General features: G+C 35.5%; 11 protein-coding genes. 9 read left to right on the forward strand and 2 right to left on the reverse strand.

Annotation, left to right across the window (positions count from 1 at the left end; genetic code table 11):
• The 7 genes from HMPREF1865_RS09500 to HMPREF1865_RS09320 all read left to right on the forward strand — a co-directional run.
• Window positions 1-1277 (forward strand): YadA C-terminal domain-containing protein (locus HMPREF1865_RS09500; RefSeq protein WP_196484514.1); only part of this gene is annotated, 1277 nt, incomplete at its 5' end.
• Window positions 1278-1564: 287 nt separating this feature from the next.
• On the forward strand, window positions 1565-1816 hold the full coding sequence (locus HMPREF1865_RS09295; protein ID WP_155640510.1) for a hypothetical protein: 252 nt from the start codon (window positions 1565-1567) through the stop codon (window positions 1814-1816).
• 267 nt (window positions 1817-2083) lie between these two features.
• Entirely contained in the window at window positions 2084-2731 is a 648-nt protein-coding gene (locus tag HMPREF1865_RS09300) for a hypothetical protein (protein WP_060919908.1), read from the forward strand.
• A gap of 1132 nt (window positions 2732-3863) precedes the next feature.
• Window positions 3864-5282: a hypothetical protein gene (locus HMPREF1865_RS09305; RefSeq protein WP_060919909.1), complete on the forward strand. Its 1419-nt coding sequence runs from the start codon at window positions 3864-3866 to the stop codon at window positions 5280-5282.
• Window positions 5279-6538, forward strand: a complete 1260-nt coding sequence (locus HMPREF1865_RS09310) for a hypothetical protein (protein WP_060919910.1) — start codon at window positions 5279-5281, stop codon at window positions 6536-6538. Before HMPREF1865_RS09305 ends, HMPREF1865_RS09310 begins: the two co-directional genes overlap by 4 nt.
• A 124-nt stretch (window positions 6539-6662) precedes the next feature.
• On the forward strand, window positions 6663-7859 hold the full coding sequence (locus HMPREF1865_RS09315) for an AAA family ATPase (protein WP_060919911.1): 1197 nt from the start codon (window positions 6663-6665) through the stop codon (window positions 7857-7859).
• A 7-nt stretch (window positions 7860-7866) separates the two neighbouring features.
• Window positions 7867-8424, forward strand: a complete 558-nt coding sequence (locus tag HMPREF1865_RS09320) for a hypothetical protein (protein WP_060919912.1) — start codon at window positions 7867-7869, stop codon at window positions 8422-8424.
• 113 nt (window positions 8425-8537) lie between these two features.
• Here the strand turns inward: HMPREF1865_RS09320 and HMPREF1865_RS09325 are convergent, their stop codons facing one another.
• Both HMPREF1865_RS09325 and HMPREF1865_RS09330 read right to left on the reverse strand, forming a co-directional pair.
• Window positions 8538-9317 carry an IS3 family transposase gene (locus tag HMPREF1865_RS09325; RefSeq protein WP_060919913.1) on the reverse strand — a complete coding sequence of 260 codons (780 nt, stop codon included), beginning with the start codon at window positions 9315-9317 and terminating at the stop codon, window positions 8538-8540.
• Complete coding sequence (locus HMPREF1865_RS09330; protein WP_230949625.1) at window positions 9295-9735, reverse strand: helix-turn-helix domain-containing protein; 441 nt, start codon at window positions 9733-9735, stop codon at window positions 9295-9297. Before HMPREF1865_RS09330 ends, HMPREF1865_RS09325 begins: the two co-directional genes overlap by 23 nt.
• Window positions 9736-10093: 358 nt before the next feature.
• On the opposite strand from HMPREF1865_RS09330, the gene tnpA reads away from it, so the two are divergent.
• Window positions 10094-10555 (forward strand): IS200/IS605 family transposase, encoded by a 462-nt coding sequence (tnpA, locus tag HMPREF1865_RS09335; protein ID WP_060919914.1) that lies wholly within the window; start codon window positions 10094-10096, stop codon window positions 10553-10555.
• A gap of 462 nt (window positions 10556-11017) precedes the next feature.
• Window positions 11018-12617, forward strand: a 1600-nt coding sequence (locus tag HMPREF1865_RS09505; RefSeq protein WP_269145148.1) for an ESPR-type extended signal peptide-containing protein, incomplete at its 3' end; no start/stop codon positions are given.

Below are 12617 nucleotides of genomic sequence, written 5' to 3' on the forward strand. Positions count from 1 at the left end.
GCGAGTTCCACCGTGATTTAGGTCAAAAGGTTACCATTAAAGGTGAAGGAACAGAAGCGGACGATAAATACTCCGGTGAAAATATTAAAACGGTAGCTGACAAAGATGGTAACATCACTATCAAGATGGCGAAAGACATCAAGGCTGACAGCGTAACTGCGAATACGGTTAATGGCGGCACAGTGAATGCTGATAAGGTAAAAGTCGGCAAATCCGGCCCTGATGGTGTAACCATTACCGGTCCTAATGGTGCTGACGGTACAGATGGCAAGGTAGGTGTTTCCGGTAAAGATGGCAAGGATGCGGTTTCCATGTCCGGTAAGGACGGTGTCGGTCATATCGGCTTAACAGGCAAAGACGGTCGCAATGCGGATATCACTGCTGAAAAAGGCGATGAAGATCTTGACGGCAATGAAATCACTCGTATGAAATACATGGATGAAAATGGTACACCTCATCAAGTAGCAACCAAAGATGACGGCATGAAATACGGTGGCGACAGTGGTAATGTTATTAAGAAAAAACTTAATGAACAAGTCAATATTGTGGGCGGTATCTCTGATGTTAGCAAATTGTCCTCTGAAGATAACTTAGGTGTGGTATCCGATGGTACCGGTAACCTTAAGATTCGTATGGCGAAAGACTTAAAAGGACTTGAATCCGTAACGACTAAGGATGCTGCAGGCAATACCACCGTTATGAACGGTGGCGGTATGACGATTACACCTGCTACAGGGGATTCCGTAAGTCTTACTAAAGACGGTTTGAATAATGGCGGTAATAGAATTACTAATGTAGGTCCTGGTGTGAACGGTACAGATGCTGTTAATATGAATCAATTGAATGGCTTAATGAGCGATATGGAAGGTCAAATTGCAGACTCCGGTGCTGCTAGTGCGGCTATTTCCGGTCTTAAACCATTACAATACGATCCATTGGAACCTACTCAAGTAATGGCTGCGTTAGGTCACTACAAAGGTAGCACCGCGGCTGCTTTAGGTGTGGCTCATTACACTAATGAATCCACATTGTTCCACATGGGCGTATCCCTCGGCGGTCATGACAACATGTTCAATGCGGGTGTATCTTATAAATTCGGTACATCTGATGCGAAGAAAGCTGTTCCGGAACGTTATAAAGGTGGTCCAATCAGCTCTGCTTATGTAATGCAAGATGAAGTGACAGCTTTGAAAGCGAAGTATGAAAAAGTACAACGCGATAATGAAGAAATGAAAGCACAAATTGCATTCTTGATGGAACAATTGGGTAACAAATAATATGATAAACATATTGATGTAATATGATATGAAATCACATATTCATATTGTAGTGCCATAAAAGGCGCCAAAAGCATTTTGCTTTTGGCGCCTTTTAGTATTTTATGAATTTACTCTTGCTTTTATTGGGGGGATTCGTACATATTATCTATCGAGTATATGTTGCATATATGTAAGGATAATCCATTATCGATTTAATATAAACGAATGAAATTAGATATAAACGAATGGGAGTAGAAAGAAAAAATTTTTAGTTGGTTTTATGCAAAAAAAATGGTGCATTTGGAATGAATATAAATAAAATGAATGGTATTATTACGGTCGGAGATAAGGTAACGATCGATGGTAAAGACGGTAAGATTGATGCAGGTAAAATCGCTGATGAAAGCAAGTTATCTGTTGAAGATAATATAGGTGTTGTGTCTGACAATAACGGTAACCTCAAGGTTCGCATGGCGAAAGACTTAAAAGGACTTGAATCCGTAACGACTAAGGATGTTGCGGGCAATACAACTGTTATGAACGAGGGGGCCTATTAGCTCCATGTATATAATGCAAGATGAATTGACGCAATTGAAAGCTGAGAATGCACTCATGAAATAACGTGACCAAGAATTGACCGCTAAGTACGATCAAGTGCAACGAGACAATGAGGAAATGAAGGCTCAAATTGCATTGCTCATGAAACAAACAGGACTAACTAAATAATTTGTACTTGGAAGTATTTGATTTTTGTTATATTCTATTTATGTAAGGAATATGAAGTCCGCTCATTTGGCGGATGATTATGAGGAGGATTAGGGTTTATGAAATTAAAGAGATTTATGCCTATTTTAGCGCTTGCCTGTGTATGTGTTGCAGGTCAAGCTGATGCAGCTCGCGATACATTGATGATGCGTGAACAAGCACCGTTACCTTTAACTAACATCGAACAGGAAGTAGTTCTTCCTGTTCCTAGTGAAGAAGTGCGTGACGTAGTAAGGGAATTTACACATTTTCAATTGAATCAAGAAGGTAAACTTATCAAGGACGATACCAATGTTGTGTCCGGGCAAGAACGTTATAGTAACAATGCGCTTTATTATATGAATGTTCGTCGCAGCTGGTACATCGTAAGTCATCGCTATAAAGAAGACAGCTATGCACGCGTGGCTTTGGATCGTTTGTATAATGACTATAAAAAGTTCTTTGAATCACATACTACGGTATCTGAAGCGGGTAGAATGGAGTATGCTCAAGAAATCATCGATATCTTGGATCGTAATACTGCCGAAATTAAAAATGATGAATTGCGCTTTTACATGAATGAAATGGTTATTTTCAGCTTGAAACAATCCATGAAAGATGGGAATAATCGTGTGAAAGCCGTTCAACAAACAAATGAACCGGCTGCTGATGGGTATCGTGTAGTTGATCTTCGCAAAGCTATCAACACAGAGGAAGCTCTTGACTAATATGGTTGAAAGTTTACTCGAATAGCAAGTCATATAATAGCTTGTATAGTAATTCTCATAGTGACTGAACTATATTCATACTTTTTAATTAAGTGCTAAGGGGTATCATTTTGGTATCGCCTTAGCACTTTTATTATTGTCTTTAGACTGGCTCGAGACGTAGTCGCGAATCATAAAACCACCCGCTATGCGGGTGCGGCAACGAAAGATAAACTTAGTGTAAAAGAATATGAGGACCTTTTTAAGGGTAGCAAGTAATACATATCCCCTTTAAGGGGACCGTTACGAGTCAATGGCTATGTGGCTTGAACGTAGTGAAAGCCAGCGCCTTTAGACGCTGGCCTAGTAATACGGGCTTATAGCCCGTGAGCAAACCACCCGTTTTACGGGTGGTTCTGATTTGGCTCTAAATTTATTTGATTTGTTTGCTACTAGCAATATTCCTATATTAAGTTCTATAAAAACAACTGCTGAAATTATACATGATATACCTAATATGATTTTTTATCAAAGCTAGATTATTTTATTAAAGCTATATAGAGGATACAAAGAATATATTGACTTGAAAATTATTTTGTATATTTGTTAATGCTATTGAACTTTTGTTAGTTCAAGATATAGAATTTATACTAACTTGTGAAAAAAACGGAGGATATTTTGTGAATCGATAAAATCATTCAGTATATTTGATGAATTAAAAGATGGAACAACATTAAAATTGGGTCTTATGCCTGATAGTTTAGAGGTACCAATAGATCAAAATTTGAAAATATTATTGAGTTATTTAGAAACAAATATAGATTAATTAGTAATAATATCCTCAATTGTATTTTTATTATTAGAATATGAATATCTTAGTGATATTATTTATAAGTTTTATGTGGAAATAATAAATAGTTAGGACTAAACTATTAGTTAAGTTGAGGGATGGTAAAGTTTATGTAGAAAAGAAAAGAACCTCCTAGCGACGAAAAGTCCGTTATAGGAGCACAGCAAATTACCTATTTTACGGCTGGTTATGATCGTTGAATATATACAATTACATATTTTAGCAGGATTTTATTCTCTCTTTATTGAAACGTATTAATAAGTATTTTGTTGATACGTTTTTATATATTAGGAGGGTTTTTATATGATTGAAGATAGGATTGTTTTTGACGGAGAAGAGATTCTTTGTATATATCACAAAGGGATTGATGATTTTGTCACTGTTAATCATGAGGAACGCACTACACTAGATGGTAAACTATTAGAATTCATCGAACAAAAAGTAGACAGTGATATTGTGCTTAATAAGGTGAGTTCATTGGCATCTATACAGGGGGTGTTATCTACTGGAGAGGATTTGAATCCTTATGGCCATAGGGCATCAGCACATTGTAGTCATTATATAGTAGCTAATAAACTATCATTTTTGTTATATAGCGATGAGTTTACATCTAATGATGCTAACGTATTGGTAGAACTATTTGATTTTATTAACACATATTGTGGTTTACAATTTAAAAAATATCCATTACATTTAGGGGATATTTTTATCTTTGAGCCTATTCCTGTAGAAGGACGGGGAAATGAAGTAGATGGGGTTGATGGTCTTACGCTTACAAATCTTCCTGTAGATTCTATGCTTATTGTACATTTTAAAAGTTATGATGATTTAGGTGATACTGAGTATATTGTTGATACGGCTATTATTAATGTTGAGAGTGGGAACAGAAGCATTAATATTAGTTCTGAGCATCCTTGGCAAAGTTTTGATATATTTATATATCGTGAAGGAAAATTAATATATAAATCTATTGATAACTCTATTATGCGTTTGATACATATGACGATTGATATACAATGTGAACCTGTGGAGTTATCTTTTAAACGATTAGGGAAAACAACTATTCAACAACCTAGTGAAAAAGGAACTTTTACAGTGGGAAAGATGATTGAGCCGAAATTGTTAAGGAAATATAATAAACAAATTGTTGATAATATGGCCTTGTATGTGGATGATGTAAATAAAATATTGTATGGTGGAAGTGATGAAGATATACAAATTGAAAAAGATTATATAATTAGACAATTGGAACATGCTGCTGATGAGATTGTTATTTGTGATAGTTATTTTACCGATTATCGGGATGATAAGGACAAGGATAAGATTTTTGAATGGCTTGCTATTTTGGCTAATATGTCGGCAAAATCGAAAACTATTGTTTTCTATATTACTCGAAAAGATGGGATTAATCGAGCTTTTACAGCAGATGAGTTATTAAGACATATTCCTTTACATCGAGCAGTAGCAAATTATTATCGGAATCATAATAATAGTTTAGGCATACGTTGTATTGAAACAAAAATACCGATTCACGATCGATTTATATTTACGAGGACAGATAAAGATGTACAATGTCTTGTTGTAGGGACATCATTCAATTCGTTAGGTGAAAATTTTCATTGTATTCATAAATATACAGGGACTACAGCTAAATCACTATATGAAAATATAATGAACAATGCAGTACAACCTCATATGGATGGGGAGGCAAAGCTGTTATGAGTGAATTAAATGTACATGTTAAATATGATACTTTAAGTGCTTTATATGATTTATTTAATGGAATAAATTCAAATGTATTTGACTTATATAAAGATTACTGGCAACGAGAACTAGATATGTTTCGTGGGAATATTGAGAAAATTCAGTCACCCTTGGATATTGTATCTATGTTAATGGTATGGCTTGTTATATATCCTAATGATGAGGCTGTAGTAAGGACCTTTATAGATCAACATCATTTAAAAGGTAAATTATATGGTGGGCTAGTTCGCTTACTATCAAGCAAAAATCATAAAATAAGGCCTTGTATTGATGACCGTTCTCATAATTTCATGTATCATGCGATTGATACGCAATATATGGAATGTCGTCATTTAGAATATAGTTATAAATTTCTATTTATTCTTGTTGATATATTACATGATATAGATATAGATAAGTATATTGACTTATTAGGAAAAGATAATACATACTGGTTAGTATTCCATCATATTATCAAGTATCGAAATAGTCGTATCGATACTTTACTATGTTCTACCAGTTTTGTTACAGCGAGTATTGCATTTTATTCATTAACACAGTATTTAAACGGTTTAATCACTAAGTATAATAATAATATACGATTGCAGAATCAAAATTTAGTAATACATAGCTTGCCAGGAGATAGTTTATCTCAAGATGAAATTAAAGAGAAGATAGAGCGATTGTATCAAGCCATTTGCTTTAGATTACAGTTGAAGAAAGCTCCTTATTTGTGTGAATTATTGATGTATCATGTATTGGAAACTAATCGGGTATATCATGTAACTGGTCAGCTACTGCTTAATGATACATTAATACAATCATTATTTAGTAATTCATCATTAGAAAATATGAAGGAGAATTGGAAACAAGCTATATGTGGTGCAAAAGAATTGTTGATTTATTTTAGAATATTACAAGTAGCACAGTTATCGTTAGATGTATTGGATAAATACTATCGTCTAGGTATACAAATATTAACTGACTTAATAAAGAATAGAAGTATATTATTAATTGAAAATAGTAGTGATAAACTTTTTGTATTTGACTATGAATATATGAGAATTGTGATAGGCATGTTATCTAATAATCTAAGAATAGAATTAAAAACAATATTACTTCACTATAGAGATTCTCTATATGCATCTCCATTGGATCGATTAGTAAGATATTCTTTATATATACGAGATATCTCTCGATATGAGACGATTCAGAAATTATTAGAGGTCATATAAATGTTATTGACAGGTGTTGTTATATAAAAATAGAATTACAAAATCTTTTTTTACTTTTTTGAACAAAATAAATGTTTTAAATATGTTGCTTATGATATAATAATTAAAAAAAGGGGGTGTTATAGTGCGGTTGTTAGGGTTTGAAATACATAATACTAATTTGTTTGGTAAAAATTTACATATTGATTTAGTAGCAACTGATAAAGTAAGCCAATTACTTACTGATAATGACAATATAGAAAGGGCTTATAGGATTGATAGTGGAGCATCTATTTATTCCCAAAATATAATAGCTTTCACAGGTCTTAACGCAACAGGTAAGACCACGATTTTAGAAGTTATTCAGATATTGTTACAGATTGTGGCTAATGATGCTAGGTTGAATGATCCTCATATCAAATTAATTCTTCAGAAAATTCTAGGAAATGCTGATGGTACAAATGAAAAACCAATCATTTTTGTTATGTGGTTTGAAATTGGTAAACAAATATTAGAGTTAACATCTTCAATCATAAAACGATATAAATTGGATGATGAATATGATTTTGTTTATAAGAATGAGATATTGAAAGTACGATCGTTCTCAAAACTAACTAAAAAGAATCTATTTAATTTTGTACGCTCTAAGGTTGTTAATCAACGTACCGATTTTGAAGATGCTAAGTTTTTACTTGATGACATGAGTATTGCGAGTATGTTTAAGAATAAGGCAACAAAGGTACTTTGTTCGTTTGAAAAATATAATACCGTTCGGAATATACGACCTACAATTCCTGATGTGTCGATTATACAGTGTTTTGATAGTGCAATTAGTTGTATTGAACAGTCAGAGGGCAAAGATAAATACAAATTGAAATTCAAAAAAGATGGTGATTCCGAGTATAATCTATCTTATGATGAACTAGAATCCATTTTATCTTCTGGAACTGTAAAAGCATTGCACTTTTTTCCAGCTCTCCAATCCGTATTGAAAGCAGGAGGGTATATTCTATTTGATGAGATAGAAAATCATATTAATAAACGCCTTGTAGAATGGATTCTATCTTTATTTGAAAATCGCGATTATAACCCACATGGGGCCTGCTTGATTTTTACAACTCACTACCCAGAACTATTAGATACTTTTGTAAGAAAAGATAATATTTATATCACTCGTAAACGTAATGATGGAACATTAGAGGCTGTTAAATACAGTGATGAAATTGAACGTAATGAATTACTCAAATCAAATGTCATTTTAGGTAATTTAATTAAAGGGACAGTGCCTAAATATGCATCTATGAAAGCAGCAGAACAGGCGTTAGCGGGTACTGTTAAATAGGTGTTGTATGTCTACATTAACAGATATATGTGAAAATCATTATATTATTTTCTTTTGTGAAGGCCGGAATGAAGAAGATGCCTTAAGGTGGCTATCTGAAGAAGAAAAGTTAACTTTAGATGTAAGTAGTTGTAATTTTGATAATTTAAGAAAATTGCGCACTCGTAAACAACGCACTAAACATTTACAAGAAATACTGCGTAATGATTATGATAAACCACCAGTACTCATTTATATATTAGATAGCTTGAAAGAAACGATTACGTTACCTAGAGAGTTTCGGGAAATTCCTATCTATTATATATATACGTACCCTGAGTTTGAGATTTTATTTATTATACATATAAAGGAATGGAAAACATATAATCGGCAAAATCCTAAACCTAAAGCATCTGAATTTGCCCAAGGCTTTTTCGATTGGGATATAAAAACTGAAGGTTCAGTTAAGCGTGTGTTTGAATTTGAGGTTACTAATTTAGTGGAAGCAGCTCATTTGTTGAAGGTACAATATAATAAAATACGTGATTTGAGAGATAAATATGGTCTCTATGATTTGTGTCATTAGTTTTGTATTACGAAGGTAAAAACTTATAGTAATAAGGCTGTCCTAAAATGTGATTTATGATCTGCACCCATTTTCTTGGACAGATATAATTAAGCTACTTTTTGGGAATGAGTTCAGTATTCTACCGGACTCATTCCTTTTAATTTGAGCTTAATGCGTTTTGTATTGTAATAATTAATATAATCCTTTAATTTGTTGATAAAATCTTCATAGGAAGCAAACTTTTCTAAATATAACAACTCTGACTTTAACAAACCAAAGAAGTTTTTCATCACGCTATTATCCAAACAGTTTCCTTTTCGAGACATGCTTTGGATGATAGCGTGATTTTTTAATGTTTCTTGATAAGTACTATGCTGGTACTGCCAGCCTTGATCTGAATGTAGGATGCAGCCTTTGCTATTTGGTCTATTCCTAAAGGCTTTATCCAGCATAGATAATACCTGTGTTAATACAGGTCGTTCTGATATTTCATAGGATACAATTTCACCATTATACATATCTAAGATTGGTGATAAATAAACTTTACGCCCAAACACGTGAAATTCGGTAATATCTGTGGTCCATTTTTGATCTGGCTTTGTTGCAGTAAAGTTCCTCTTAATAATATTGGGAGCGATTTTTCCTTCAGTACCTCTATATGAGCGGTATTTCTTTAGGCGAACTTTACATGTTAAGTTTTCTTCCTTCATAATACGCATTACAACTTTATGGTTTATATGAATGCCTAATTTATGCAATGCTATTGTAATTCGGCGATACCCATAACGACCTTTATTCATCGCCACAAGTGTGCGAATAGCTTCTCGTTCCTCTGCATATTTGTCTCCACTTTTTAAGCTAGCTAAACGTGCATAATATGTACTACGACTAATGCCAAAGTACTCGAGCATAAACTGAAGGGGGTATATTTTTCTTAATCTTTCGATGGCAATTGTTTGTGCTTTTTTTTACAGCCTTATTGGGTTTAGCTATTTCACGCATTTCTTTCATAAAGTCATCGTAAAAAGACATTTCATATTTCAACCGAGCAATTTCAGCTTCTAGTTCTTTTATCCGTTCTTTGTCTGATTTAATACTTTGATCTTTTGTGGGTGGTATTAGTTCTTTCGGTTGCATAGATGGTCTACCTTTAGGTTTAGGTTGTAATCCTGAGATTCCTTCATCTAAGTATCTTTTTTGCCATGCTGCAATTAGGCTAGGATTATCTAAGTTAAAATGTTCTGCTACTTCCTTAAAGGATAACTTATTTTTCCATCTAGTTTCAATAACTTTACGTTTAAAGTCTGCTGAAAATACTTGTTTAACCATTTTTCTATTTATATTATGATTAATCTTAAATTTAAGTAACCACCCATTTACAGTACTTTCTGGAATCCCAAGCCCTTTAGCAATTCAAAAGCATTCCATCCTTTTTCAGAAAGATAAATAGCATTTTCTTTTACTTCTTTTGAATATTTTGACATAAAAAACTGCACCTCCAAAAATTGTGTCCAATTTTTGGGGTGCAGTTCTGTTATTGTCTTTAGACTGGTTCGCGACGTAGTCGCGAATCATAAAACCACCCGCTATGCGGGTGCGGCAACGAAAGTTATACAAAAAAATCACCTTGCTTAAGTATAATGTAGGTGTTCAAGTCGCATTATATGCAAAAGAAAGGTGATTTTATATGGCAACAAAGACACAGAGCCTTGCGCACACAAAATGGTTATGCAAATACCACATAGTATTTACACCTAAGTATAGAGGTAAAGTTATATATAATCAATACAGAAATAGTTTACGTGAAATACTGAGACGTTTATGCGAATATAAGGGCGTCAAGATTATAGAGGGGGAGCTTATGGCAGATCATGTGCATATGCTAGTATTAATCCCACCTAAAATATTAGTTTCATCTTTTATGGGGGATTTAAAAGGTAAAAGTGCACTAATGATGTTCGATAAACACGCAAACTTAAAGTATAAATTTGGAAATAGGCACTTTTGGTCCGAGGGTTATTATGTTAGTACAGTAGGTTTAAATGAGGCTACCGTAAAGAAGTATATACGTGAGCAAGAGTTACATGACCAAATGAAAGATAAACTTAGTGTAAAAGAATATGAGGACCTTTTTAAGGGTAGCAAGTAATACATATCCCCTTTAAGGGGACCGTTACGAGTCAATGGCTATGTGGCTTGAACGTAGTGAAAGCCAGCGCCTTTAGACGCTGGCCTAGTAATACGGGCTTATAGCCCGTGAGCAAACCATCCGTTTTACGGGTGGTTCTGATTATAATTTTATAACTATTTTCAGATATTTTATTTTTTGTTATAATAATATTTAGAAAGGTCTGCTTTGTTTTAAATCGTTTATCTTTATAACTATAATAAATCAAAGTAGTCTTGTTTTTGTTTCCTGGCACTGCAAATACATTACATAATAATCAAGATTTAGCGATTCTTGAATTATTACTATAATGATGTGATAATGATTATTAAGATGAATACTCGCCTGTTTTTAAAAAGGTGTTTTTTACAGAGGGTATATATCTTTTACTTCAATATAGAGAGCGTAATTTTAGTGTAACAGGAGGAATTTAGGAGGGAAGTTATGAATCGGATTTACAAAGTTATTTGGAGTCGGGTGAAAAACTGTTATGTGGTTGTTTCGGAAATCGCTAACAATCGTGGCAAGATCAACGGAAGCACCGGCACAGGTGTGCGCACTCTTTTATGTGCACTTGCATTAGTGGGGAGCGTAGCACCGCCACTAAATGTTGCTCAAGCGGTAAATCCTGCCGGAACGGGGGCAGGTGTAGCCTGGGGTGATGGAGCCGATAGTGGAACCGATCAGCACAATGTGGCGATTGGTGGTTATGCTAAGGTGAGTGGCACGGTCGCTTTGTCGCTAGGTGCACATAGTGAATCTACAGGAGCGTATTCTACAGCCGTAGGTGGCGGATCACATGCTACCGCTACAAATGCGGCAGCGATTGGCCCTTGGTCTGAATCGAGAGCGGCCAATGCGGTTGCTGTCGGTGCGACCTCTAAGGCTCTCGGAGAATATGCTATGGCTGTCGGCGGGGACTCGGTGGCTAGTGCTAAGAATGCGGTTGCCTTAGGTGCTATCGCCAATGCGTCACAGGAAAATGCGGTTGCCATCGGTTCAAAGGCCGAGTCTAGTGGAGAGTATGCTGCTGCCATCGGTGGCGGCGCCAAGGCGAAAAATACGCATGCCATTGCTGTCGGTAGTCTCTCTGAAGCTACGGGAGTAGGCTCCTTTGCGGTGGGGAATAATTCAAAAGCATTGAACAATTATGCTTATGCAATCGGTGGAAGCTCAAACGCGACAGGTCAGTGGTCTATCGCTATGGGTACGAATGCGACGGCTATGGAAGATGCCAGTGTAGCAATTGGTACTTGGGCAGCGGCGACAAAGGGGCAAGCCACGGCTATCGGCAATCAAGCTAAAGCAATAGCTATAGGGGCTACGGCTCTCGGCAGACTTTCTTCGGTTAATGCAGTGGATGGCACTGCTATAGGGTCTTCGACCTCCGTTACGGGCCTAAATGGTACGGCGATAGGTAATAAGGCTAACGTAACAGTAAAGAATGGCGTAGCTATCGGTAATGAAGCAAATGCAAAGAATGAAAATGCTGTAGCTATCGGTTCTGGATCTGAAACCGCAGCAGCAGTTGGTACTGCGTCTGAAACGGTCAATGGAGAAGTACATAATTTTGCAGGCGCTAACCCTGGTTCTACGGTAAGTGTAGGTAAGGCAGGTGCGGAACGTACTATTACCAATGTTGCAGCAGGTCGTCTTTCCGCTACATCTACGGATGCTGTCAACGGCAGCCAACTATATGCGGTAAATACGGAAGTAAATAAAGGCGTAGTGTATGCAGGTGATGTAAAGGCTGCAGGAGCTAATGATAATAAATTTACTCAAAGATTAGGCGCGCAAACTAATGTTGTTGGTGGCGTGGCAGATGTATCTAAATTGAGCGATAACAATATCGGTGTAGTGTCCAATGGATCTAATACACTAAATGTTAAATTGGCTAAAGAATTACAAGGTTTGACTAGTGTAACGACCGGCAATACCGTAATGAATACCGATGGTGTGACTATTACCGGAGGTCCAAAAATCGTAAAAGACGGTATTGATGCGGGTAACAAACAAATCACAAACGTTGCCAGCGGCGGAGATG

The organism is Veillonella parvula, from assembly GCF_001553335.1.
Lineage (GTDB): Bacteria > Bacillota > Negativicutes > Veillonellales > Veillonellaceae > Veillonella > Veillonella parvula_S.

Coding starts and splice junctions, on each gene's coding strand:
- HMPREF1865_RS09295 (WP_155640510.1), top strand. CDS start 1,565: ATGAATATAAATAAAATGAATGGTATTATTACGGTCGGAGATAAGGTA.
- HMPREF1865_RS09300 (WP_060919908.1), top strand. CDS start 2,084: ATGAAATTAAAGAGATTTATGCCTATTTTAGCGCTTGCCTGTGTATGT.
- HMPREF1865_RS09305 (WP_060919909.1), top strand. CDS start 3,864: ATGATTGAAGATAGGATTGTTTTTGACGGAGAAGAGATTCTTTGTATA.
- HMPREF1865_RS09310 (WP_060919910.1), top strand. CDS start 5,279: ATGAGTGAATTAAATGTACATGTTAAATATGATACTTTAAGTGCTTTA.
- HMPREF1865_RS09320 (WP_060919912.1), top strand. CDS start 7,867: ATGTCTACATTAACAGATATATGTGAAAATCATTATATTATTTTCTTT.
- HMPREF1865_RS09325 (WP_060919913.1), bottom strand. CDS start 9,317: ATGCTCGAGTACTTTGGCATTAGTCGTAGTACATATTATGCACGTTTA.
- HMPREF1865_RS09330 (WP_230949625.1), bottom strand. CDS start 9,735: ATGGTTAAACAAGTATTTTCAGCAGACTTTAAACGTAAAGTTATTGAA.
- tnpA (WP_060919914.1), top strand. CDS start 10,094: ATGGCAACAAAGACACAGAGCCTTGCGCACACAAAATGGTTATGCAAA.